Consider the following 23,186-nt stretch of genomic DNA (forward strand, 5'->3'; position numbering starts at 1 on the left):
ATTTGATTCTACAGCTAAATTTGGTGGCCCCTGCTGGACTTGAACCAGCGACCAAGCGATTATGAGTCGCCTGCTCTAACCACTGAGCTAAGGGGCCGTGGCGGTGAATTATAGAGGAACTCCCTTCAGCAATCCAGCCATTCACACCTGCCTGCTGTTTTTATAAACAATGCATAATCAATCCTTTATACTTCCATAAGGATGTATCAATGGGAGTAGAGATGATCAACGATATTCTGGCCCCGGGCTTGCGGGTGGTATTTTGCGGGATTAACCCGGGGAAGTCCTCGGCGCACACCGGTTTTCACTTTGCCCATCCGGGAAATCGCTTCTGGAAGGTTATCTATCAGGCCGGGTTTACCGACAGGCTACTGAAGCCTGAAGAGGAGCAGCACCTGCTGGATACGCGCTGCGGGATTACCATGCTGGTTGAGCGGCCCACGGTACAGGCGAGTGAGGTGAACCTGCATGAACTGCGCAGCGGTGGGCGGGAGCTGATTAAGAAGATTGAAGATTATCAGCCGGCAGCGCTGGCCATCCTGGGCAAGCAGGCTTACGAGCAGGCGTTTAGTCAGCGCGGTGCGCAGTGGGGCAAACAGGCCATCACCATTGGCGTCACGCAGGTGTGGGTGCTGCCAAACCCGAGCGGGCTTAACAGGGCAACGCTGGATAAGCTGGTGGAGGCGTATCGGGAACTGGATGAGGCCCTGGTTGTGCGTGGGCTGTAGGGCGGTGTTTCCTTGTCCCTGAGGGGCGGAGAAAATGCAAAAAAAAAGCTCCCCAAAGGGAGCTTTTTCACTGACAGGATCGATTAATCGTCCAGGAAGCTACGCAGTACTTCAGAGCGGCTTGGATGGCGCAGTTTACGCAGCGCCTTCGCTTCGATCTGACGGATACGTTCGCGGGTAACGTCGAACTGTTTACCCACTTCTTCCAGCGTATGGTCGGTGTTCATATCGATACCGAAACGCATACGCAGCACTTTTGCTTCACGGGCGGTCAGTCCAGCCAGAACGTCGTGCGTTGCAGCACGCAGGCTCTCGGTCGTCGCAGAGTCCAGCGGCAGCTCGAGGGTGGTATCCTCGATGAAATCACCCAGATGCGAATCTTCATCATCACCGATTGGTGTTTCCATGGAGATTGGCTCTTTGGCGATCTTCAGCACTTTACGGATCTTGTCTTCCGGCATCAGCATGCGCTCAGCCAGCTCTTCCGGCGTTGGCTCGCGGCCCATCTCCTGCAGCATCTGGCGGGAGATACGGTTGAGCTTGTTGATGGTCTCAATCATATGCACCGGAATACGGATGGTGCGCGCCTGATCCGCGATAGAGCGGGTGATAGCCTGACGGATCCACCAGGTAGCATAGGTGGAGAACTTATAACCACGACGGTATTCAAACTTATCAACCGCTTTCATCAGACCGATGTTGCCTTCCTGAATCAGATCCAGGAACTGCAGGCCACGGTTGGTGTACTTCTTGGCGATAGAGATAACCAGACGCAGGTTCGCTTCAACCATCTCTTTCTTCGCACGGCGGGCTTTCGCTTCACCGATGGACATACGACGGTTGATGTCTTTAACCTGCTCAATGGTCAGGCCGGTCTCTTCTTCAATCTGATGCAGTTTCTGCAGGCCGCGGAACACGTCTTCTTTCACGTCATGCAGTTTTTCAGACCACGGCTTGTTCATCGCGATAGCCGCGTTGAACCAGGTTTCGCTGGTTTCGTTGCCGGTGAAGAGGGTGATGAAGTTCTTCTTCGGCATTTTGCACTGCTCAACGCACAGTTTCATGATGATGCGTTCCTGGGTACGTACGCGATCCATCATCACGCGCATGCTGTTAACCAGGTAGTCGAACTGTTTAGGCACCAGACGGAACTGTTTGAAGACTTCAGACAGTTTCAGGATCTCTTCCTGTGCGGCTGCGTGGCTGCGACCTTTTGCTTTGATGGTGTCACGCGTGACTTCGTACTGGGTACGCAGCTCGGCAAACTTCTCGCGCGCCAGTTCCGGGTCGATGCTGTTGTCATCATCGGCGGTATCGTCGTCGGCATCTTCCTCATCTTCGTCTTCGTCATCATCCATCTCTTCCTGAGACAGTTCAGAACCCACGTGAGTGGCGGTCGGTGCCATATCTTCTTCAGCGTTCGGGTCGACAAAACCGGTGATCAGGTCAGACAGGCGCGCTTCTTCCGCTTCAACACGATCGTACTGCTCCAGCAGATAGGTGATCGCTTCAGGGTATTCGGCAACAGAGCACTGAACCTGGTTGATCCCGTCTTCGATGCGTTTCGCGATGTCAATTTCGCCTTCGCGGGTCAACAGTTCAACGGTACCCATTTCGCGCATGTACATGCGGACCGGGTCAGTGGTACGCCCGATTTCAGATTCCACGCTGGACAGGACCTGTGCAGCAGCTTCTTCCGCATCTTCGTCAGTGTTGTTGGAGGTTTCAGCCAGCAACAGATCATCGGCATCAGGTGCTTCTTCCATCACCTGAATACCCATGTCATTGATCATTTGGATGATGTCTTCGATTTGGTCTGAATCGACGATATCTTCCGGCAGATGGTCATTGACCTCGGCATAGGTCAGATAGCCTTGCTCCTTACCGCGTTGGACAAGAAGTTTCAGCTGTGACTGCGGGTTTTGCTCCATAAGACGGTATCCACACTTAATTCGTTTGATTGGTGTCGGCGATGGGGCTGCCAACCTTTAAAGCGAGGGCGTACTTATATTTGTGCCGCTGCCTCTCAGTGCGGCTGCCGGGGGCTTCCCGATCGATATTCGGCACTTAAGCCGTTGAATTCATTTTTTTGCCAGCTCCTGGTTCAGCATCCAGAGTTCCCGGCGTTCTTCGCTGCTTAAGCCGTGTGTGCGCTCGCGAGCTATCAACTCTTCCTGGCGCAGCTCAAGCATCGAATCAAACATATGGTTGAGTGAGTCGGTGAACGTTTTTTCTGCAATGTCCTTATCTGCTATATCGTCCCACATCGACAGTTTTTCAAGGGTAGCAGCCTCTTTTGTGCCGCGATAATGTTCTAAAAGTTGTCCGGTGGTCAGACCTGGCTGAGACAAACAAGTGTTGACCAATTCTGAAAATAAGCCAAGCCCGGGCAATTTTTCGTGGTTCAAACCCGCCAGCGATGGCACTTGCGGAGCAAGTTCGGGGTTTTGAACCAGTAACCCTATCAGTATACGCATGGTTGTGCGTTTTAGCTGAGGCGCGGGACGAACCGCACCGTTTTCAGACTGTTTAGGCATTAAACGTTCAAGCTGGCTGTCATCCAGAATGCCGAGCTTGTTGCCTAGCTCCTGACGCAGATAGATGCGCAGCGTTTCGCCGGGCACCTGACTGATTAACGGCAGCGCCAGCGTGCTGAGCTGCGCGCGCCCGTCAGGGGTACTCAAATCGACCTGCGGCATCAGGCTGTTAAACAAAAACGTGGAGAGCGGCTGAGCCTGCTCCATCCGCGCTTCAAACGCCGCTTTGCCCTCTTTACGCACCAGCGTATCCGGGTCTTCACCGTCGGGCAGGAACATAAAGCGTAACTGACGCCCGTCGGTCATATAAGGCAGTGCGGTTTCCAGCGCACGCCAGGCGGCGTCGCGCCCTGCACGGTCACCGTCGTAACAGCAGATGACATTGTTAGTCACCCTGTACAGCAGCTGAATGTGATCGGCTGTGGTCGAGGTGCCCAGAGATGCAACCGCATAGTTGATGTCGTACTGCGCCAGCGCGACGACATCCATATAGCCTTCGACGACCAGAAGGCGCGGAGGTTCCGCGTTATCCTTCAGCGCCTCATAAAGACCGTAAAGCTGGCGGCCTTTATGAAAAATATCGGTCTCCGGGGAGTTGAGGTACTTCGGCAGGGCATCACCCAGCACGCGACCACCAAAACCAATCACCCGGCCACGCTTGTCGCGGATCGGGAACATCACCCGTTCGCGGAAGCGGTCGTAGCTTCGTCCCTGGTCATTGGTGACCAGCATGCCGGCATCGATAAGAGACTTACGATCTTCGCTATTGCCGCCAAAACGCTTTAACACGTTGTCCCAGCCGGGCGGGGCGTAACCAATAGCGAAACGCGCAATCACATCGTCACTCAGTCCGCGCGCTGTCAGGTACTGACGCGCAGGCTCAGCAGCAGCGTGCTTAAGAGACTGTTGATAAAACGAGTTCAGACCATCCATCAGTTGGTACAGCGTCTGCCGTTGATGGCGCTCGATCTGGCTTGGCCCACTGCCTGCTTCATACGGCACTTCAAGGTTGTGCATCGCCGCCAGCTCTTCGACGGTTTCAACGAACTCGAGCTTGTCGTAGTTCATTAAAAAATCGACAGCATTACCGTGAGCACCACAGCCGAAGCAATGGTAAAACTGCTTTTCACCGTTTACGGTGAAGGAGGGGGTTTTTTCGTTATGGAAAGGACAGCACGCATGGTAGTTCTTGCCCTGCTTTTTCAGCTTTACCCGCGCGTCGATGAGATCGACGATGTCGGTTCTGGCTAGCAGGTCATTGATGAATACGCGTGGGATTCGTCCGGCCATATGCCCCAAAAATTTTAGTAACTCATAAACGAAAACAAGCCGCGCATTCCTTCCGGAAGCACGGCCTTACGACTACAACTCTGTCTGTCATTGAGGGCTGAGGCCCTCAATTGATTAGTACAGACGAGTACGGCGTGCGTTTTCGCGAGCCAGTTTCTTCGCGTGACGTTTCACAGCAGAAGCTTTAGCGCGCTTACGTTCGGTCGTTGGTTTTTCATAGAACTCACGACGACGAACTTCAGCCAGAACACCTGCTTTCTCGCATGAACGTTTGAAGCGACGCAGTGCAACGTCGAACGGCTCGTTTTCACGTACTTTAATTACCGGCATGTAACTCTCACCTTTGATAAATTCGGTTTGCCGCTGGCATCAACGCCAGCTTATTTCAAAATGGTGCGGAATTTTACTGCAAATGCTGCTGCTTTGTAAAGCACCGACGCGTTTTTGAAAGGGACTTTAATAAGGGTGAGGAGTATACACGAGGCTTCTTCCTGGGGCGAACAAAGTTTTACATCAATCCGCATTGGCCCTACACTGCGCGGTATTGAAACGAGGTAAAACAAGTCATGCGTGTACTGGGTATTGAAACATCCTGCGATGAGACCGGCATCGCCATTTACGACGACGAAAAAGGGCTTCTTGCCAACCAACTGTATAGTCAGGTGAAATTACACGCTGACTACGGCGGCGTCGTGCCTGAACTGGCTTCTCGTGACCACGTGCGTAAAACGGTTCCCCTGATTCAGGCGGCGCTGAAAGAAGCCGGGTTGAGCTCTACTGATATTGATGCTGTAGCGTATACCGCAGGCCCGGGCCTGGTGGGTGCGCTGCTGGTCGGCGCAACGGTGGGCCGTTCGCTGGCATTCGCGTGGGATGTGCCGGCCATTCCGGTTCACCATATGGAAGGGCATCTTCTGGCGCCGATGCTGGAAGATAATCCGCCTGCGTTTCCTTTTGTGGCGCTGCTGGTTTCAGGTGGCCATACCCAGCTGATTAGCGTAACGGGGATTGGCAAGTATGAGCTGCTCGGCGAGTCCATTGACGACGCAGCCGGTGAGGCCTTCGACAAAACGGCCAAACTGCTGGGTCTGGATTATCCTGGCGGTCCGATGCTCTCGAAAATGGCATCGCAGGGCACGGAAGGGCGTTTCGTCTTCCCGCGTCCGATGACTGACCGTCCAGGGCTGGATTTCAGCTTTTCCGGTCTGAAAACCTTCGCGGCCAATACCATTCGCAATAATGACGATAGCGAGCAGACCCGTGCTGATATCGCCCGTGCGTTCGAAGACGCGGTGGTCGATACCCTGATGATCAAATGCAAACGCGCACTGGAAAAGACCGGCTTTAAGCGTCTGGTGATGGCCGGGGGCGTCAGCGCCAACCGCACGCTGCGTGCAAAACTCGCGCAGATGATGCAAAAGCGTGGCGGGGAAGTATTTTATGCCCGTCCGGAATTCTGTACCGATAACGGGGCGATGATCGCCTACGCGGGCATGGTGCGTCTGAACGCTGGCGCGACCGCCGATCTGAGTGTCTCTGTACGTCCACGCTGGCCGCTGGCGGAGTTGCCGGAGGCGTAATGCCTGACCCTCTCCCGCCAGGGAGAGGGGATTTAAACGGTTACACCCGCAACATCCCTTTCTCTTCCAGAAATGTCACGATCGTCGCCAGTCCGTCGCCCGCCTTCAGATTGGTGAAGGTCCACGGGCGCTCGCCGCGCATGCGGTTGGTGTCACGTTCCATTACTTCCAGTGAGGCCCCCACATAGGGGGCCAGGTCGGTTTTGTTGATCACCAGAAAATCGGATTTGGTAATCCCTGGGCCGCCCTTACGCGGGATCTTCTCCCCTTCAGCGACGTCAATCACATAGATCGTCAGGTCAGCCAGCTCCGGGCTGAAGGTGGCGCTCAGGTTGTCACCGCCGCTTTCAACGAAGATCAGGTCCAGATTGCCAAACTTTTCGCTTAACGCTTCCACTGCCGCCAGGTTCATTGAGGCATCTTCGCGGATTGCGGTATGCGGGCAGCCGCCCGTCTCCACGCCCACGATGCGCTCTGGCTCAAGGGCCCCCGCTTCGGTGAGAATGCGCTGATCCTCTTTGGTGTAGATATCGTTGGTCACCACTGCCAGGTGATAGGTGTCGCGCATTGCTTTGCAGAGTGCTTCCAGTAACGCGGTTTTGCCCGACCCCACCGGGCCGCCCACGCCCACGCGCAGGGGATGTTTGTAATCAGCCATGTTGTCTCCTCAGGAACGGAATAATCGTGAATATTGTGTTTCGTGGCGCGCAGAGGCGATGGCCGACAGCGGCGTTGCCGCACCCAGCGCGTCGTCGCCACGCAAAAAAGCCGGTTCAAGCCCGGCTGCAAAGTGGTCGCTCAGGTCGATAATCAGCTGCTGCGCCGTCTGTTGCCCGAACGGCACCAGCTTGACGCCCGCCATGACCGCGCTCTCAATCCAGCTGTAGCCCAGGCTCAGGGCCAGCTCATGGGCGCTAATGCCCCAGCGTACTCCCAGCCACGCCATCCCGCTGAGCTGGCTTTGCATAAACAGCGTCCGCCACTCTGCCGGACAGTCCGGCTCCCAGCTTTTGAGCAGGCGCGTAAAGGCCGCCCCGCGGTTGCGTTCCTCATCACGCAGTTCACGCGTTTCCCGGCAGGCGAGAAGGTAGGCCGTCCAGCGTGTTGCCGTCGCCAAATCGTTTTGCTCGCACGCCTGATAAAGTCGGGAAAACAGCGGCAGATCGACACAGAACAAGCTCTGCTCCATCTGCAGGATCTGCCAGTTTTTGAACGCCTCAGCATCGGGGACCCAGCCTGCTTCTACGGCCCACTCCAGCCCCTGCGACCAGGTGAATGACCCGACCGGAAGGCTGCTGCTGGAGAGCTGCATCAGGCGCAGCCGCTGGCGGACGTGCTCCATCAGCTCATCAGCGCCAGCAGCGCAGAGACAATCAGCCCGCCACCAAAGGTTTTACGCAACCCGTCGTGACGGCGCAGCAGTAACCCGGCGGCGAAGCTGGCGCACAGCACCGTGGCACTGGCAAACATAAAGCCGCTGGTGAAGAGCCAGAAGTTGTGGCCAGACATCTCTACCCCGTGCGCCCAGCCGTGGAACATTGCCAGCGCCGGCACGGCCAACAGCAGGCGATTTTCGGTTTTAAACATCATCGCGCCGCAGACCGCCAGCGAGGCGATAATCAGCATTTCCATGCCGCTAAAGCCGCCAAGCAGGCTGCCTGCAACGGCCCCGGCCAGCATCATGCCGAGAGTGGCGAGAGGCAGCAGTAGCTTGCGCCCGCTCAGGGCCGAAAGTACGCCCGCACCGGTTAGCATCAGCAGATGATCAAGACCCGTCAGCGGATGGAAAAAACCGGCCTGAAAGCTGTCTGTGCCGTGTCCGGGATGCGCCAGGGCAGGAAGAGAAAAGGCCAGCAGTAGCAGAGGTAAAAACGTACGCATGATGAATCCTTAATGTGAATGAGCGTGAGAGTGACTATGACTATGACTATGGCTATGGCTGTGGGCATCGCTGGTATACGCCCCTGCTTCCGGTTCAAACGGGAGGGTGGCAAATGTCACCTCGAGCCCGAACTGGCGCAGCATGTCATCGAGCACATGATCGTGGTGATAGCGCAGCTCGCCGGGCATGATCTGCAGCGGCACGTGGCGGTTGCCGAGGTGGTAGCAGGCGCGGGCGAGCAGGAACGGATCGTCGCAGCGCACCACGGAGACCGATTCCGGTGCGGCGATCACCTCGATCACCTCGCTGCCGTCGTCAGTGGTCAGTAGATCCCCCCCGCGCAGCAGCAGGCCGCGCGGCAGCATCAGCCCGGCTTCGCGGCCGTCATTCAGCGCCACGCGGGCACGGCTTTTCACCCGGACATCAATCGGCAGCGTGACGCTGGCGGTTATCGGATGGGCATGGTCAAGGCGTTGGGTCAGGTAGATCATCGTTACTCCTTAAAACAGGAAATAGCGTTGGGCCATCGGCAGAACGTCTGCCGGCTCGCTGGTAATGAGCTCGCCATCAACGCGAACCTCGTAAGTTTGCGCGTCAACGGTGATGTTGGGCTGCAGGCTGTTGTGGATCATGTCGGCCTTTTTCACCGTGCGGCAGCCTTTTACGACGGCTATGCCGCTCTGCAGGCTGAGCTGGTGCGAAATGCCCTTCGCATCGGCAGCCTGGGAGACAAACGTCAGCCGTGTCGCATGGCGTGCGGCACCCAGCGTGCCAAACATCGGACGGTAATGGACTGGTTGCGGCGTTGGGATAGAGGCGTTGATATCCCCCATCGGCGCGCAGGCGATCATCCCGCCTTTCACAATGGTGGCGGGTTTGACGCCAAAGAACGCGGGGGACCAGACCACTAAATCCGCCAGTTTCCCGGCCTCAATCGAGCCCACTTCATGAGCAATCCCGTGGGTCAGCGCCGGGTTAATGGTGTATTTGGCGATATAGCGTTTCACGCGGTAGTTATCGTTGTTCCCGGTCTCTTCCGGCAGTGCGCCGCGCTGAACCTTCATACGGTGCGCCACCTGCCAGGTACGAATAATCACTTCGCCGACGCGACCCATTGCCTGGGAATCGGACGAGGTCAGCGAGAAGGCTCCGATATCGTGAAGGACATCTTCCGCAGCGATGGTCTCCCGGCGAATGCGTGATTCAGCAAAGGCGACGTCCTCGGCGATATCCGGGTCGAGGTGGTGACACACCATCAGCATGTCGAGATGCTCGTCGATGGTATTCACCGTGTAGGGCAGCGTCGGGTTAGTGGAGGAGGGCAGAATATTAGGGTGCGCGCAGGCAGTAATAATATCCGGTGCATGTCCGCCGCCCGCCCCTTCCGTATGGAAGGTGTGAATGGTCCGTCCGCCGATAGCCGCCAGCGTGTCCTCAACAAACCCGGATTCGTTCAGCGTGTCGCTGTGCAGCGCCACCTGAATATCCATCTCCTCCGCCACCGCCAGTGAGCAGTTGATGGCGGCCGGCGTCGCGCCCCAATCTTCGTGGATCTTCAGCCCGATGGCACCCGCTGCGATCTGCTCGCGCAGGGCATCAGGGTTGGAACCGTTACCTTTGCCAAGCAGGCCGATATTCACCGGTAGTGTATCGGCCGCCTGCAACATCCGCGCGATATACCAGGGCCCCGGCGTACAGGTCGTGGCGTTGGTGCCTGCCGCAGGGCCCGTGCCCCCGCCAATCATGGTGGTGACGCCAGAGACCAGCGCCTCTTCCGCCTGCTGCGGGCAGATCCAGTGGATGTGCGTGTCGATCCCGCCGGCGGTGACAATTTTCCCCTCGGCGGCGATCACTTCTGTCGCTGCGCCAATCGGGATCGTGACCCCGGGCTGTATATCCGGGTTGCCGGCTTTACCCACGGCAAAGATCCGTCCGTTTTTTACGCCAATATCGGCTTTAACGATCCCCCAGTGATCGATAATCAGCGCGTTGGTCAGCACCAGATCCACGCAGCCGTCGGATGTCATCTGCCCCTGGCCCATACCGTCGCGGATCACCTTTCCGCCGCCGAATTTGACCTCTTCGCCGTAGACGGTGAGATCGTTTTCCACTTCTATCCACAGCTCGCTGTCGGCCAGACGCACTTTATCGCCAGTGGTGGGGCCGAACATATCGGCGTAGGCCTGGCGTGAAATTTCAGCCATTTTTCACCTCTCCCATCACCTCGCCGCGAAAGCCGAAAATACGCTGCGCGCCGCTGACCTGAACCAGCGTCACCTCGCGCTTCTGTCCGGGTTCGAAACGCACGGCGGTGCCTGCCGGAATATTCAGCCGATAGCCTTTGGTGGCTTCCCGGTCGAATTTCAGCGCCGGGTTAATCTCATAAAAATGGTAGTGCGATCCCACCTGGATCGGCCTGTCGCCATGGTTTTCGACGATCACGTTTTGCGTGTCTCGCCCAACGTTGATCGCAATGTTTCCGGATTGGATCTGGTATTCGCCTGGGATCATCACGCGCTCCTTATACGATCGGGTTATGGACGGTGACGAGCTTTGATCCGTCCGGGAACGTCGCTTCCACCTGAATGTCGGGGATCATCTCCGGTACGCCTTCCATCACCTGGTCGCGCGTCAGGACGTGACGGCCCGCTTCCATCAGTGAGGCGACGGTTTCGCCATCGCGGGCGCCTTCCATAATAAACGCGCTGATCAGCGCGACTGATTCCGGGTAATTCAGTTTTACCCCGCGCGCAAGGCGGCGTTCGGCAACCAGCGCAGCGGTAAACAGCAACAGCTTGTCTTTTTCTCTGGGGGTCAGTTCCATAACGTTTCTCTTATGTCTGCCAGATACGCGGCGAACAGGCGGTTTTGGGGGTTAAAAGCGGGCGAAGCGACTGCCAGATATCGCGCATCACCCGCTGGCAAATCAGGTTGTCGTGGGAGAGAAAACGCACCGACAGCAGATCGTCTGTGAGCGTTGCCCCGGCAAAATGGCTCAGCGGCGTCAGCAGTTCGCGCACCGTTTCGAGGTGCGCTTCCCTGGCCGGAAAGAACAGCAGCGTGCCGACCCACGGGAGACCTGCAACGGGCGTGAGATCGCCATTGCTGAGGTGCTGACGTTCAATCAGCCGTGGCTCATCGTCGACCCAGATCTCAAGGCGGCTTTCCAGCGTGCCGTGGCTGAAGGTTTCGCCGATCACCGGGCGACCCAGACAGTACAGCTCCCACGCCAGCAGCGTACTGGAGGCCTTCAGATGAAAAACGGAACGCAGGGCGGCATTCGCACCGGGAAAGATAATGGTGTCCTGCGGCAGCCACTCCAGCGTAGCCTCATCATCGAGCCAGAAGTGCTGATTGAGACAGGCCTGCGGACCGCTGCTGCGATAGAACTTGCTCGCGCCGGGCATGGTGATCAGCGCATGGCTTTTCGCGTCCAGATGCACCGAAATATCCAGCGTATCGCCGCCGACTATCCCGCCTGGCGGGTGCAGCAAATAGAGGTGGCAGGTGTCGGCTTCGGGATAAAAAGGCCGCTGTACGGTGAGGGGCCCGATGTGATGAGCAGCGTGCAGGAGGGTTTTCTCAGGGGTGTAACAAAACTGCAGGGCAAGCGATGCCTGCCAGCCTTTGTAAGAATTATCAGTGACCTGAGCTGCTAACATGCTGCATCCATCTGCTCATCATCGGGAGACGTTTCAGTATGCCCTGGCAGAAATGAAGGCTGTCATATGAGTCGCTTATGGATAAAAAAACCGGCTCAAGGAGCCGGTTGAGAAGGTTATCGATAATCTTCTGCATCCACATCATAGCCGGACGGCTCCCAGCGGATCGCCAGCAGCGAAGCCAGCCCGATAAACGGTGCCAGGGCGATCACCCAGAACACGGCGGTATCAAGAGAGGCCACCAGCAGCGGGAACAGAAACAGGGAGAGCGTAGAACTGCTGCGCATTAGCGTCTGGTTAAGGCCCACGCCCACGCCGCGCAGAGAGGTGGGATAACTCAGGGACGCAAACGTCATGGTATGGGCACCGGGCCCAAATCCCTGACCGAACAGGAACAGCGCCAGCATCGCGACGGCGATAACGCCTTCCGATACGCCTTCCGGACGACCAATCAGCGCCAGCCCCAGCAGAGCAACAAGCTGACAGGCGTAGCCCGCCAGTGACATCCGCCACGCGCCGAAGCGCGGAACATAGCGCACCGCCAGCAATCCGCCGACGAAGGCAAACAGCAGGTTTAGCACCAGCGAGATCAGAATAGTGGTCAGCATCGACTGCACAAAGAAGCTGGAGATAATGACCGGCAGACCAAATGCGACGGCGTTATAGGCGAAAGACGACACCACCGAGAGCAGGGTAGCGAGCGTGGTACGTCGCAAATAGACGCCACGGAACAGGTGCAGATAGTTTGCCCACTTCGCCTTGTTGACCACCGGTGCCGGTTGGTTAAGCGCATCCTGCGGCACGTGGGCGTTGATGTTATACGATTGCCGCAAGATAGCGGCCGCCTCTTTCAGGTTGCCCTGATTCGCCGCCCAGACCGGGGACTCGCTCATGTAGCGGCTACGAATGGCGATAATCACCAGCGCAGGCACCGCGCCAAACCCCAGGATTAAGCGCCACAGCCAGTCGCTGTGACTTTCTGGCAGTACGGCGTAGAAGAATAACACCAACAGGTAAGAGATGCTGATTGCGGCATACCAGGTTGGGCACCACATTGCCACGCTGGAGGCCTTGTTTCCGGGGCCTTTGAGCCTGGCGAACTCGCTAAGAAACGCCATCGCCACCGGCAGATCGATCCCCACGCCGAGGCCCATCACAAAGCGTGCGCCCGCCAGCGCATATTCGTTGGGTGCCAGTGCACAGGCGATGGCCGCTACCACGAAGAACAGCATGTCGGCCATAAAGACGCGGTAGCGTCCGATCTTGTCCGTGAGATAGCCACCCAGTAGCGCCCCGACAATCGCACCAAAGGTAATGGCCGAGGCCACCATGCCGGTACCGGCAGGGGTGAGATTAAATTCGCGGGTGATGTCTTTGATGCCGAACGCCAGCGCACCAAGGTCGTACGCATCGAGGAAAATACCGCCCAGCGCGATACCGACTACGATGCGGGCGTTGGCCCGACCCTGAGAACCGTCGTTGACCAGACGTGAAACGTCAGAGGCGTTACGTACCCACTTGATGTCGCCATCAGGCGAATGTCCTGCCGTTGAAAGGGGAGTTGTGTCTGTAATGTCTGCCATTTTCTTTTTGTGTGGTTGTGTTGTGTCATTAACAGTTACCACAGGCAGAGGGTGACCAAAATCACATTTGGTTATAAGGCATAACTAACCCCTTACGGGGCGTCTTTTTTCTTTCTCCTGAGCTTCGACCAGATTTTGGTCTCCTGGCGACGCCACAGGCGCTGAATATTATCGTGATGACGCAGCAGGATGAGGCAGGAGAGCATCGACACCGGGAAGGTAAACTGCGGTTTGAACCACCAGACATAGAATGGCGCGATCAGCGCGCTGACGATGGCGCCCAGTGATGAGTAACCGCTCAGAAGAATGGTCAGTAGCCAGGTGCCGGCCATCACGCCGGTTAAGTCCCAGCCGATTGGGGCAATAGCACCAAAGGCGGTGGCGACGCCTTTACCGCCTTTAAAACCAAAGAATACAGGCCATATATGGCCGACACAGGCGGCGATAGCAATGAGCCCCAGCCAGAACGGCGTTACGCCCAGCGCATACGCTCCCCAGACGGGTAACATTCCTTTCAGAACATCAAAAATCAATACCGCTACGGCTGCTCCCTTGCCGCCAATTCGTAGTACATTGGTCGCCCCCGGATTCCCGGAACCACTTTCGCGCGGGTCAGGTAACCCGGCAATGCGGCAGACCAGAATGGCGCTGGAGATTGAGCCGCAAAGGTAGGCGAGGAGGATCATTCCAGGCGCGATTGCACTCATAACGCTGTTCCGTTTTGAAAATGTATCTGTATTCTCAGCATCTGTGGATAATACGCATAATTCGCCGGAAGTGGTATCCGGTTTAGCCAAAAAGCAGGCAGGTCGTGATGGATATTGTATTTATAGAGCAACTTTCGGTAATCACCACTATTGGTGTTTACGACTGGGAACAGACCATTGAACAGAAACTCGTGTTCGATATCGAAATGGGCTGGGATAACCTCAAGTCAGCAAAAAGCGACGACGTGAATGACTGTCTGAGCTACGCCGATATCAGTGAAACGGTCGTGGGCCACGTCGAAGGGCAACGTTTTGCGCTGGTGGAGCGTGTGGCAGAAGAGGTGGCTGAGCTGCTGCTGAGCAAGTTCAACGCACCGTGGGTACGCATCAAGTTGAGCAAACCGGGCGCCGTGGCGCGTGCCGCTAACGTCGGCGTGATCATTGAGCGTGGCACAAATCTGAAAGGGAAGATTTAACGTCATAATAGCTAAACCATTTTAGGTTATACCGGTCTTAAAGCTGTATCTTTCACGGTTGTCCGCGTGGGACACCGTTTTTTTTATATCTTTTTAGGGGTTTATAGATGAGCGATATGCACTCGCTGCTGGTGGCGGCAATACTGGGTGTGGTCGAAGGATTGACGGAGTTTTTGCCGGTTTCCAGTACGGGCCATATGATTATCGTTGGCCATCTGCTGGGCTTTGAAGGCGATACCGCAAAGACGTTTGAAGTTGTCATTCAGTTGGGGTCTATTCTGGCGGTCGTTGTAATGTTCTGGCGTCGTCTGTTCGGGCTTATCGGTATCCACTTTGGCCGTCTTCCTCAGCGTGAGGGTGAAAGCAAAGGTCGCCTGACGCTTATCCATATTCTGCTTGGCATGGTTCCGGCAGTGGTTCTGGGCCTGGTTTTCCACGACACCATTAAATCGCTGTTTAACCCGATTAACGTCATGTATGCGCTGGTTGTCGGCGGTTTCCTGCTGATCGCGGCAGAACTGCTGAAGCCGAAAACGCCACGCGCGGAAGGTCTGGATGACATGACCTACCGTCAGGCGTTTATCATCGGTTGTTTCCAGTGTCTGGCGCTGTGGCCGGGCTTTTCACGCTCAGGCGCGACCATCTCTGGCGGGATGCTGATGGGCGTTAGCCGTTATGCTGCGTCGGAGTTCTCGTTCCTGCTGGCGGTGCCGATGATGATGGGCGCGACCGCACTCGACGTCTATAAAAGCATTGGCTTCCTCACCACGGGTGACATTCCGATGTTCGCCGTGGGCTTTGTCACCGCCTTTATCGTGGCGCTGATCGCCATCAAAACCTTCCTGCAGTTGATTAAGCGTATCTCGTTTATTCCGTTCGCGATCTATCGCTTTATCGTGGCGGCTGCGGTTTACGTGGTCTTCTTCTGACCGACGGCCCTCAGTCTTTAGGCTGAGGGCAATGCTTTTCCTTCCAGTCTGTCACCGCCTGAATTCGACGTTTCGTCAGCTCTTCCCGGATTTCCGGTCCCTTGAAGCCCGCCTCGACAACCGCTTTAGTCGGTACCGCTTTTGCCACTTCCCACGCTGCGCGTAACAGCCGCCCCTGCGGATAATCGCAGGCTTCAAAACCGGTGCGGCCACGTACGTCGGCTTCGCTGGTCAACGCGATCTGCTCGACGCGCTGGGGTTTGCGCCATGCGTCGATGTTATCAAACAGCTTAACGATGGTGGCCGGTTTGAGGATCGGGAAGGTGTGGATCAGGTCGTGAAATTCCGCCACCAGTCTGGCGAGATCGCGGATCTCGTTGGGTACCCGCAGGCGCTGGCAAAGCCCTTCGACCAGCTTCACCCCGGCAGGACCGTGGCCATGGTGGCGCGGCCACATGGCTTTTGGCGTTAATCCTTTGCCGAGATCGTGACACAACGTTGAAAAACGCACATCCACCTCGGGGCTGAGCATGGCAGCCATACTCAGGGTCATCAGGGTATGCACGCCGGTATCGATTTCCGGGTGCCATTTCGCCGGGGCGGGCACGCCGAACAGCGCGTCAATTTCCGGGAACAGCACTTTCAGTGCGCCACAGTCACGCAGCACCTGGAAAAAGACCTGCGGGTTGCGGGTAGTAAGGGCGTTTTCCGTCTCTTTCCAGACGCGCTCTGGCGTGAGGTGGGCCAGTTCGCCCGCCTCGGTCATGGCGGTCATCAGTGCCAGGGTCTCATCGGCAATGCGGAAGCTCAGATGCGCGTAACGCGCCGCAAAGCGCGCCACGCGCAGCACGCGGAGCGGATCTTCAGAAAACGCCGGGGAGACGTGACGCAGCAGTCGATTACGCAGATCGTCCTGACCGCCATACGCGTCAATGATCTGGCCGTCTTCGTCCTGCGCCAGCGCGTTGATGGTGAGATCGCGGCGCAGGAGATCTTGCTCCAGCGTGACGTCCGGTGCGGCATAGCAGGTGAAGCCGGTATAACCCGAACCAGATTTCCGTTCGGTACGCGCAAGGGCGTACTCCTCACGGCTTTGCGGGTGCAGAAACACAGGAAAATCGCGGCCTACCTGCTGGTAGCCCGCGTTAAGCATCTCTTCAGGTGTGGCTCCCACCACCACCCAGTCTTTATCTTTGACCGGCAGACCTAACAACGCATCACGTACCGCACCACCGACCAGATAACTCTTCACGCCCTGTACTCCCGTTTTCTCTTTTCGCAAGATAATACGTAAGTCTGGCAGAGAAGACGAATTAGTTCATCCAGCGGTCTTTACGCTTACGGCTTGGGATCAGGTGAGGAAGCACCAGACCCAGCACCAGGCCAACGCCCAGCACACCGCCACCGTACATAAACCACTGCATGATGATGGTACGTTGTTTGTCATCAAGTTGCAGATTGGCGGCGTTCACCTTCTTCTGCGCGACAATCAGCTCGTTTTTCAGTTTCTGATTCTCGTCTTTCAGACCGTTAATCACGCTGTCGCTCTGGGCCACTTTCTGCTGCATTTCCGCGGTACGCTGGTTCCAGGTACCGTCGATATTGTTCAGCTTGTCGGTCAGCGTTTTCACCTGATTTTCCAGATCCGGCACGCGGGTGCGCAGGCTTGGCACCGCGCTCAGCTCTTTCAGTGGGATCCAGGACGTGCGGCCGGTACTGTCGCGAACCTGACCATAATTGGTCTCCGCGTTGGTCTGTAACAGCGTCACTTCCTCGCCGGCATTGACCGTACCCACGAGGCGATAATTATCTCCAGGGCCACTGCGTACCCAGGTGTTCAGTTCGTCAGAAACGTAACGCTTCTCTTCAGCGTGCACGGCGGTTGCGGCGCTAAAAGCGAGGAAAGTAAGTCCAATCAGGCGTAATTTAAGCATCATTAGTCGTTATTTTCATAAATAGTGGAACGATAGTAGTGGCAACAGTGTCTCTACGCAAAGCATTCGTCAGCAATCAGAATCATCTGTGTCACGACCCTAAACATTTACGCCCGTCAAATTGCTCATTGCGTGGCAATTTGGCGCAAAATACTATGTACTGACAAACAAATGGCGAGGAAGTTCGCCCTCATTGACGCGTCTGTGACGCCTGCAAAAGTACAAGGCTATGGCTCAAGAAATCGAATTAAAATTTATCGTCGAAAAAGACAGCGTTGACGCACTCCGTCAGCATCTGCAGATCCTTTCCGGCGAACACCATGAACCGGTACAACTGCTTAATATTTATTACGAAACGCCAGACAACTGGCTGCGCCGCCATGATATGGGACTGCGCATCCGTGGCGCGAACGGGCGCTACGAGATGACGATGAAAATCGCTGGCCGCGTGGTCGGCGGTTTGCATCAGCGCCCGGAATACAATATCGACATCAATCAGCCAGAACTTGAGCTGGATCGTTTCCCGGCAGAAGTCTGGCCGGACGGCGTGCTGCCAGAAACCTTATCCGCCGAGGTGAAACCGCTGTTTAGCACCGATTTCTGGCGTGAAAAATGGCTGGTAACGGAAGGGAAAAGCCGCATTGAAATCGCCCTCGATCGGGGTGAGGTAAAAGCGGGTGAGCTTCAGGAGCCGATTTGCGAGCTGGAGCTTGAACTGCTGGAGGGTGAAGTCCAGGACGTACTGAAGCTGGCGCGTAAGCTGGTAAGCCAGCCGGGCCTGCGTCAGGGCAGCCTGAGCAAAGCGGCGCGGGGGTATCATCTGGCCGCCGGGAATGCGCCACGCCTGCTGAAAGAGACGACTATTTTGCACGTGCCACCGAAAGCCAACGTTGAGCAGGGCATGGAGGCGGCGCTGGAACTGGCGCTCTCACAGTGGCTTTATCATGAAGAGCTCTGGGTGCGTAATGTGAAAAACGCAAAAGCGCACGTGTTAGCGGCGATGAGTCTTGTGCGTCATACCCTGGCGCTGTTCGGCGGCATCGTACCTCGCAAAGCGAGCGCTCACTTACGTGACCTGCTGACCCAGACCGAAGCGCTGCTGCTCTCTGACGTATCCGCGCAAACGGCGCTCTATAGCCCGCAAAACGCCGCCGCCAGGCTGGCGCTGACCGAGTTTTTGGTGACGCGCAGCTGGCGTGCCTTCCTGGATGCAAAAGCGCAGGCCAAAATTGAAGATAACTTCAAACGTTTCGCGGATATCCATCTTTCACGCCACGCGGCGGAGCTTAAAACCACCTTTGCGTATCCGCTGGGAGACCAGTATGGCGATCAGCTGATCCGCCTGTCGCGCAATATCGACAGCATGCTGCTGCTGTCGGGTGCCTATGACGGCCCTAAAGCGCAGGCCTGGCTGGAGAACTGGCAGGGGCTGAAACATGCTATCGAAACCCGTCAGCACATTGAGATTGAGCATTTCCGCAATGAAGCCATTTCGCAGGAGCCGTTCTGGCTGCACAGCGGAAAACGTTAACTCTGGCAAGGAACCCTATAATGCCGCTTTCTTCGCAGTTACAGCAGCAGTGGCAGACCGTTTGCGAACGTCTGCCTGAGTCATTACCGGCGTCATCGTTAAGCGAGCAGGCCAGGAGCGTGCTCACCTTCAGTGATTTTGTGCAGGAAAGTATCACCGCTTACCCGGACTGGCTGGAGGCGCTTGAGAGCACCCCGCCGCAGGCAGACGAGTGGCGGCATTATGCGGGCTGGTTGCAAACCGCACTTGAAGAGGTCGCGGATGAAGCGACACTGATGCGCGTCCTGCGCCAGTTCCGCCGCCGGGTGATGGTGCGTATTGCCTGGGCTCAGGCGCTGGAGCTGGTCAGCGAAGAAAGTACCCTGCAGCAGCTGAGCGAGCTGGCACAGACGCTGATTGTTGCCGCACGGGACTGGCTCTATGCCGCCTGCTGTAAAGAGTGGGGCACGCCGTGCAATGAGGATGGGGTTCCTCAGCCACTATTGATTCTGGGCATGGGCAAGCTCGGGGGCTGCGAACTGAATTTCTCCTCGGATATCGACCTGATTTTTGCCTGGCCGGAGAACGGCTCCACACGCGGGGGCCGCCGTGAACTGGACAATGCGCAGTTCTTTACCCGTCTCGGGCAACGTCTGATTAAAGCGCTGGATCAACCTACCCAGGATGGTTTTGTCTATCGCGTGGATATGCGCCTGCGCCCGTTTGGCGACAGCGGTCCGCTGGTGCTGAGCTTTGCGGCACTGGAAGATTATTACCAGGAGCAGGGGCGCGACTGGGAGCGTTACGCGATGGTCAAAGCGCGGATCATGGGAGACAGCGACGATGCCTACGCCAACGAGCTGCGCGCCATGCTGCGCCCGTTCGTGTTCCGTCGCTATATCGACTTCAGCGTTATTCAGTCGCTGCGCAACATGAAAGGAATGATCGCCCGTGAAGTGCGTCGCCGGGGTCTGAAGGACAACATCAAGCTCGGCGCGGGCGGCATTCGCGAAATCGAATTTATCGTTCAGGTCTTCCAGCTGATCCGCGGCGGACGTGAGCCTTCACTGCAATCCCGTTCGCTGCTGCCGACGCTGTCAGCCATAGAGCAACTGCATCTGCTGCCGGAAGGCGACGCGCAGATCCTGCGTGAGGCCTATCTGTTCCTGCGCCGCCTGGAAAACCTGCTGCAAAGCATCAATGACGAGCAGACCCAGACTTTGCCAGGCGATGACCTGAACCGGGCGCGGCTGGCCTGGGGGATGCACGTCGACGACTGGTCAACGTTGACCGGGCAACTGGATGCGCATATGGCCGGCGTGCGCCGTGTCTTTAACGCGCTGATTGGTGACGATGAAAGTGAATCGCAGGACGATTCGCTCTCTGAACACTGGCGCGAATTGTGGCAGGACGCGCTGCAGGAAGATGACACCACGCCGGTGCTGGCGCACCTGAGCGACGACGATCGCCATCGTGTGGTGGCGTTAATTGCTGATTTCCGTCTCGAACTGAATAAACGGGCCATTGGTCCGCGCGGTCGTCAGGTGCTGGATCATCTGATGCCGCACCTGCTGAGCAACGTCTGCTCGCGTGCGGATGCGCCGGTCCCGCTGTCGCGCATGATGCCGCTGCTGAGCGGGATCATCACCCGTACGACCTATCTTGAGTTGCTGAGCGAGTTCCCGGGCGCGCTCAAGCATCTGATTACGCTTTGCGCCGCTTCGCCGATGGTGGCCAACAAGCTGGCGCGGTATCCGCTGCTGCTGGATGAGTTGCTCGATCCCAATACGCTCTACCAGCCGACGGCAACGGACGCCTACCGTGACGAGCTGCGTCAGTATCTGCTGCGCGTACCGGAAGAGGACGAAGAGCAACAGCTGGAGGCGCTGCGTCAGTTTAAGCAGGCGCAAATGCTGCGCGTGGCGGCGGCAGATATCGCCGGAACGCTGCCAGTGATGAAAGTGAGCGATCACTTAACCTGGCTTGCAGAAGCGATCATTGATGCGGTGGTGCATCAGGCATGGATTCAGATGGTGGCGCGCTACGGCCAGCCGAAACACCTTGCTGACCGCGAAGGCCGCGGTTTTGCCGTTGTGGGTTACGGTAAGCTCGGCGGATGGGAACTGGGGTACAGCTCGGATCTCGATTTAATCTTCCTGCATGACTGCCCGGCAGACGTCATGACCGATGGCGAGCGTGAAATCGACGGGCGTCAGTTCTACCTGCGTCTGGCCCAGCGCATTATGCATCTGTTCAGCACCCGCACGTCATCTGGCATTTTATATGAAGTGGATGCGCGTCTGCGTCCTTCCGGCGCGGCCGGCATGCTGGTGACCTCGACGGAGTCCTTCGCTGAGTACCAGAAGAATGAAGCCTGGACGTGGGAACATCAGGCACTGGTGCGTGCCCGCGTGGTGTACGGCGATCCGTCGTTGAAAACGCAGTTTGATGCCATTCGTCGGGAGATTATGACAACCACGCGTGACGGCAGCACGCTGCAGACCGACGTGCGTGAGATGCGCGAGAAAATGCGCGCGCACCTGGGCAATAAGCATCGCGATCGCTTTGATATTAAAGCGGATGAGGGCGGCATTACCGATATTGAATTTATTACGCAATATCTGGTGCTACGCCATGCGCACGCTAAACCGAAGCTGACCCGCTGGTCTGATAATGTGCGTATTCTGGAACTGCTGGCGCAAAACGACATTATGGATGAGCAGGAGGCGCAGGCCTTAACGCGCGCCTACACCACGCTGCGCGACGAGCTGCACCACCTGGCTTTACAGGAGCAGCCTGGTCACGTCGCGCTGGACTGTTTCGCCACTGAACGCGCGCAGGTCACCGCCAGCTGGCAGAAGTGGCTGGTGGAACCGTGCGTAACAAAACAAGTGTGATATTATCGCGCGCAAATTGTGAATCTTTCTGGAGTCAGGAATGAAAGTAACACTGCCAGAGTTTGAACGTGCTGGAGTTATGGTTGTAGGGGATGTCATGCTGGATCGCTACTGGTACGGGCCGACCAGCCGCATCTCTCCGGAAGCACCGGTACCGGTAGTTAAGGTCGACACCATTGAAGAGCGTCCTGGCGGCGCGGCAAACGTGGCGATGAACATTGCCTCTTTGGGCGCGCAGTCGCGTCTGGTTGGCTTAACCGGCATTGACGATGCGGCGCGTGCGCTGAGCAAGTCGCTGGCGGACGTGAACGTGAAGTGCGACTTCGTTTCAGTTCCGACACACCCGACGATCACCAAACTGCGCGTTCTGTCGCGTAACCAGCAGCTGATCCGCCTCGACTTCGAGGAAGGCTTTGAGGGCGTTGATCCTGAGCCGCTGCACGAGCGCATTAACCAGGCGCTGAGCACTATCGGCGCGCTGGTGCTGTCCGACTACGCCAAAGGTGCGCTGGCAAGCGTACAGCAGATGATTCAGCTCGCGCGTAAAGCCAATGTGCCCGTGCTGATTGACCCGAAAGGTACTGACTTTGAGCGCTATCGCGGCGCAACGCTGCTGACGCCAAACCTCTCTGAGTTTGAAGCGGTGGCGGGCAAATGTAAGACGGAAGAAGAGCTCGTTGAGCGCGGCATGAAGATCATTGCTGACTTCGAACTCTCCGCGCTGCTGGTGACCCGCTCCGAGCAGGGGATGACGCTGCTGCAGCCTGGCAAAGCGCCGCTGCATATGCCGACCCAGGCGCAGGAAGTGTATGACGTGACCGGTGCCGGCGACACGGTCATTGGCGTTCTGGCGGCGACGCTGGCGGCAGGGAACTCTCTGGAAGAAGCGTGCTACTTCGCTAATGCGGCAGCAGGCGTGGTCGTCGGCAAGCTGGGGACTTCCACCGTTTCGCCGATCGAACTGGAAAACGCGGTGCGCGGTCGTGCCGATACCGGTTTTGGCGTGATGAGCGAAGATGAGCTGAAAGTGGCCGTTGCCGCCGCCCGTAAACGCGGTGAAAAAGTGGTGATGACCAACGGCGTGTTCGACATCCTGCATGCCGGTCATGTCTCTTATCTGGCCAATGCGCGTAAGCTGGGCGACCGTCTGATTGTGGCGGTGAACAGCGATGCGTCGACGAAACGTCTTAAAGGTGAAACGCGTCCGGTGAACCCGCTGGAGCAGCGCATGATCGTGCTGGGTGCGCTGGAAGCGGTGGACTGGGTGGTGTCGTTTGAAGAAGATACCCCGCAGCGCCTGATTGCCGGTATTTTGCCGGATCTGCTGGTGAAAGGCGGCGATTACAAACCGGATCAAATCGCAGGCAGCGAAGAGGTCTGGGCTAATGGCGGTGAAGTGATGGTGCTCAACTTTGAGGATGGGTGCTCAACCACCAACATCATCAAGAAGATCCAGAAAGACAGCAAATAA

22 protein-coding genes and 1 tRNA gene are annotated in these 23,186 nt (G+C 57.1%); 7 read left to right on the forward strand and 16 right to left on the reverse strand.

What is annotated here, in order from left to right; genetic code table 11:
* Positions 1-21: 21 nt before the first annotated feature.
* A tRNA-Ile gene (locus tag QRN24_RS09930) sits at positions 22-97 on the reverse strand.
* A 124-nt stretch (positions 98-221) separates the two neighbouring features.
* Between QRN24_RS09930 and mug the strand changes: the two genes are divergently transcribed.
* The gene (mug, locus tag QRN24_RS09935) at positions 222-728 is read left to right on the forward strand and encodes a G/U mismatch-specific DNA glycosylase (protein ID WP_025202984.1); all 507 of its coding nucleotides are present in this window, start codon (positions 222-224) and stop codon (positions 726-728) included.
* Between the two features lie 83 nt (positions 729-811).
* Here the strand turns inward: mug and rpoD are convergent, their stop codons facing one another.
* From rpoD to rpsU, 3 genes are all read right to left on the reverse strand, one after another.
* Complete coding sequence (gene rpoD, locus QRN24_RS09940) at positions 812-2,659, reverse strand: RNA polymerase sigma factor RpoD (RefSeq protein WP_020883616.1); 1,848 nt, start codon at positions 2,657-2,659, stop codon at positions 812-814.
* Positions 2,660-2,809: 150 nt separating this feature from the next.
* Complete coding sequence (gene dnaG, locus QRN24_RS09945; protein WP_025202985.1) at positions 2,810-4,555, reverse strand: DNA primase; 1,746 nt, start codon at positions 4,553-4,555, stop codon at positions 2,810-2,812.
* 114 nt (positions 4,556-4,669) lie between these two features.
* Positions 4,670-4,885, reverse strand: a complete 216-nt coding sequence (gene rpsU / locus QRN24_RS09950) for a 30S ribosomal protein S21 (protein WP_001144069.1) — start codon at positions 4,883-4,885, stop codon at positions 4,670-4,672.
* A gap of 236 nt (positions 4,886-5,121) precedes the next feature.
* Here rpsU and tsaD point away from each other — a divergent pair, with 236 nt between their 5' ends.
* Positions 5,122-6,135: a tRNA (adenosine(37)-N6)-threonylcarbamoyltransferase complex transferase subunit TsaD gene (gene tsaD / locus QRN24_RS09955; RefSeq protein ID WP_020883618.1), complete on the forward strand. Its 1,014-nt coding sequence runs from the start codon at positions 5,122-5,124 to the stop codon at positions 6,133-6,135.
* Positions 6,136-6,175: 40 nt separating this feature from the next.
* Here the strand turns inward: tsaD and ureG are convergent, their stop codons facing one another.
* From ureG to plsY, 10 genes are all read right to left on the reverse strand, one after another.
* Entirely contained in the window at positions 6,176-6,793 is a 618-nt protein-coding gene (gene ureG, locus QRN24_RS09960) for an urease accessory protein UreG (protein ID WP_014171666.1), read from the reverse strand.
* 9 nt (positions 6,794-6,802) lie between these two features.
* Complete coding sequence (locus QRN24_RS09965; RefSeq protein WP_014171665.1) at positions 6,803-7,477, reverse strand: urease accessory protein UreF; 675 nt, start codon at positions 7,475-7,477, stop codon at positions 6,803-6,805.
* Complete coding sequence (locus QRN24_RS09970; RefSeq protein ID WP_020883621.1) at positions 7,477-8,016, reverse strand: HupE/UreJ family protein; 540 nt, start codon at positions 8,014-8,016, stop codon at positions 7,477-7,479. The genes QRN24_RS09965 and QRN24_RS09970 overlap by 1 nt, the downstream gene beginning before the upstream one ends.
* A gap of 9 nt (positions 8,017-8,025) precedes the next feature.
* Positions 8,026-8,508: an urease accessory protein UreE gene (ureE, locus tag QRN24_RS09975; protein WP_063925600.1), complete on the reverse strand. Its 483-nt coding sequence runs from the start codon at positions 8,506-8,508 to the stop codon at positions 8,026-8,028.
* 9 nt (positions 8,509-8,517) lie between these two features.
* Positions 8,518-10,221 (reverse strand): urease subunit alpha, encoded by a 1,704-nt coding sequence (gene ureC / locus QRN24_RS09980; protein WP_047956113.1) that lies wholly within the window; start codon positions 10,219-10,221, stop codon positions 8,518-8,520.
* Positions 10,214-10,528 (reverse strand): urease subunit beta, encoded by a 315-nt coding sequence (locus QRN24_RS09985; protein ID WP_020883624.1) that lies wholly within the window; start codon positions 10,526-10,528, stop codon positions 10,214-10,216. The genes ureC and QRN24_RS09985 overlap by 8 nt, the downstream gene beginning before the upstream one ends.
* A 10-nt stretch (positions 10,529-10,538) precedes the next feature.
* A complete protein-coding gene (locus QRN24_RS09990; protein ID WP_003862556.1) occupies positions 10,539-10,841 on the reverse strand; it encodes an urease subunit gamma in 303 nt (100 codons plus the stop codon).
* Positions 10,842-10,851: 10 nt separating this feature from the next.
* Positions 10,852-11,679 (reverse strand): urease accessory protein UreD, encoded by an 828-nt coding sequence (locus QRN24_RS09995; RefSeq protein ID WP_047743679.1) that lies wholly within the window; start codon positions 11,677-11,679, stop codon positions 10,852-10,854.
* A gap of 116 nt (positions 11,680-11,795) precedes the next feature.
* Entirely contained in the window at positions 11,796-13,262 is a 1,467-nt protein-coding gene (locus tag QRN24_RS10000) for an MFS transporter (RefSeq protein ID WP_032678984.1), read from the reverse strand.
* Positions 13,263-13,354: 92 nt separating this feature from the next.
* Positions 13,355-13,969 (reverse strand): glycerol-3-phosphate 1-O-acyltransferase PlsY, encoded by a 615-nt coding sequence (gene plsY / locus QRN24_RS10005; RefSeq protein WP_049023326.1) that lies wholly within the window; start codon positions 13,967-13,969, stop codon positions 13,355-13,357.
* A gap of 107 nt (positions 13,970-14,076) precedes the next feature.
* Here plsY and folB point away from each other — a divergent pair, with 107 nt between their 5' ends.
* Both folB and bacA read left to right on the forward strand, forming a co-directional pair.
* On the forward strand, positions 14,077-14,445 hold the full coding sequence (gene folB / locus QRN24_RS10010) for a bifunctional dihydroneopterin aldolase/7,8-dihydroneopterin epimerase (RefSeq protein ID WP_047743677.1): 369 nt from the start codon (positions 14,077-14,079) through the stop codon (positions 14,443-14,445).
* Positions 14,446-14,552: 107 nt separating this feature from the next.
* Positions 14,553-15,374: an undecaprenyl-diphosphate phosphatase gene (bacA, locus tag QRN24_RS10015; protein WP_014171656.1), complete on the forward strand. Its 822-nt coding sequence runs from the start codon at positions 14,553-14,555 to the stop codon at positions 15,372-15,374.
* A gap of 10 nt (positions 15,375-15,384) precedes the next feature.
* Here bacA and QRN24_RS10020 read toward each other — a convergent pair whose 3' ends face one another.
* Together QRN24_RS10020 and QRN24_RS10025 are read right to left on the reverse strand one after the other, a co-directional pair.
* On the reverse strand, positions 15,385-16,626 hold the full coding sequence (locus QRN24_RS10020; protein WP_020883630.1) for a multifunctional CCA addition/repair protein: 1,242 nt from the start codon (positions 16,624-16,626) through the stop codon (positions 15,385-15,387).
* A gap of 61 nt (positions 16,627-16,687) precedes the next feature.
* On the reverse strand, positions 16,688-17,308 hold the full coding sequence (locus QRN24_RS10025) for a TIGR04211 family SH3 domain-containing protein (protein WP_025203004.1): 621 nt from the start codon (positions 17,306-17,308) through the stop codon (positions 16,688-16,690).
* Between the two features lie 229 nt (positions 17,309-17,537).
* Here QRN24_RS10025 and QRN24_RS10030 point away from each other — a divergent pair, with 229 nt between their 5' ends.
* The 3 genes from QRN24_RS10030 to hldE are packed head-to-tail and all read left to right on the forward strand — an operon-like array spanning position 17,538 to position 23,186.
* Positions 17,538-18,839, forward strand: coding sequence for a CYTH domain-containing protein (locus QRN24_RS10030; protein WP_284942675.1), 1,302 nt, complete (start codon positions 17,538-17,540; stop codon positions 18,837-18,839).
* Positions 18,840-18,856: 17 nt separating this feature from the next.
* Positions 18,857-21,715: a bifunctional [glutamate--ammonia ligase]-adenylyl-L-tyrosine phosphorylase/[glutamate--ammonia-ligase] adenylyltransferase gene (gene glnE, locus QRN24_RS10035; RefSeq protein ID WP_284942733.1), complete on the forward strand. Its 2,859-nt coding sequence runs from the start codon at positions 18,857-18,859 to the stop codon at positions 21,713-21,715.
* A gap of 40 nt (positions 21,716-21,755) precedes the next feature.
* Positions 21,756-23,186 carry a bifunctional D-glycero-beta-D-manno-heptose-7-phosphate kinase/D-glycero-beta-D-manno-heptose 1-phosphate adenylyltransferase HldE gene (gene hldE / locus QRN24_RS10040; protein WP_020883633.1) on the forward strand — a complete coding sequence of 477 codons (1,431 nt, stop codon included), beginning with the start codon at positions 21,756-21,758 and terminating at the stop codon, positions 23,184-23,186.

Origin of the sequence: Enterobacter sp. MEB024 (assembly GCF_030209635.1) — a bacterium.
GTDB lineage: Bacteria > Pseudomonadota > Gammaproteobacteria > Enterobacterales > Enterobacteriaceae > Enterobacter > Enterobacter ludwigii.

Coding starts and splice junctions, on each gene's coding strand:
- mug (WP_025202984.1), top strand. CDS start 222: ATGATCAACGATATTCTGGCCCCGGGCTTGCGGGTGGTATTTTGCGGG.
- rpoD (WP_020883616.1), bottom strand. CDS start 2,659: ATGGAGCAAAACCCGCAGTCACAGCTGAAACTTCTTGTCCAACGCGGT.
- dnaG (WP_025202985.1), bottom strand. CDS start 4,555: ATGGCCGGACGAATCCCACGCGTATTCATCAATGACCTGCTAGCCAGA.
- rpsU (WP_001144069.1), bottom strand. CDS start 4,885: ATGCCGGTAATTAAAGTACGTGAAAACGAGCCGTTCGACGTTGCACTG.
- tsaD (WP_020883618.1), top strand. CDS start 5,122: ATGCGTGTACTGGGTATTGAAACATCCTGCGATGAGACCGGCATCGCC.
- ureG (WP_014171666.1), bottom strand. CDS start 6,793: ATGGCTGATTACAAACATCCCCTGCGCGTGGGCGTGGGCGGCCCGGTG.
- QRN24_RS09965 (WP_014171665.1), bottom strand. CDS start 7,477: ATGGAGCACGTCCGCCAGCGGCTGCGCCTGATGCAGCTCTCCAGCAGC.
- QRN24_RS09970 (WP_020883621.1), bottom strand. CDS start 8,016: ATGCGTACGTTTTTACCTCTGCTACTGCTGGCCTTTTCTCTTCCTGCC.
- ureE (WP_063925600.1), bottom strand. CDS start 8,508: ATGATCTACCTGACCCAACGCCTTGACCATGCCCATCCGATAACCGCC.
- ureC (WP_047956113.1), bottom strand. CDS start 10,221: ATGGCTGAAATTTCACGCCAGGCCTACGCCGATATGTTCGGCCCCACC.
- QRN24_RS09985 (WP_020883624.1), bottom strand. CDS start 10,528: ATGATCCCAGGCGAATACCAGATCCAATCCGGAAACATTGCGATCAAC.
- QRN24_RS09990 (WP_003862556.1), bottom strand. CDS start 10,841: ATGGAACTGACCCCCAGAGAAAAAGACAAGCTGTTGCTGTTTACCGCT.
- QRN24_RS09995 (WP_047743679.1), bottom strand. CDS start 11,679: ATGTTAGCAGCTCAGGTCACTGATAATTCTTACAAAGGCTGGCAGGCA.
- QRN24_RS10000 (WP_032678984.1), bottom strand. CDS start 13,262: ATGGCAGACATTACAGACACAACTCCCCTTTCAACGGCAGGACATTCG.
- plsY (WP_049023326.1), bottom strand. CDS start 13,969: ATGAGTGCAATCGCGCCTGGAATGATCCTCCTCGCCTACCTTTGCGGC.
- folB (WP_047743677.1), top strand. CDS start 14,077: ATGGATATTGTATTTATAGAGCAACTTTCGGTAATCACCACTATTGGT.
- bacA (WP_014171656.1), top strand. CDS start 14,553: ATGAGCGATATGCACTCGCTGCTGGTGGCGGCAATACTGGGTGTGGTC.
- QRN24_RS10025 (WP_025203004.1), bottom strand. CDS start 17,308: ATGCTTAAATTACGCCTGATTGGACTTACTTTCCTCGCTTTTAGCGCC.
- QRN24_RS10030 (WP_284942675.1), top strand. CDS start 17,538: ATGGCTCAAGAAATCGAATTAAAATTTATCGTCGAAAAAGACAGCGTT.
- hldE (WP_020883633.1), top strand. CDS start 21,756: ATGAAAGTAACACTGCCAGAGTTTGAACGTGCTGGAGTTATGGTTGTA.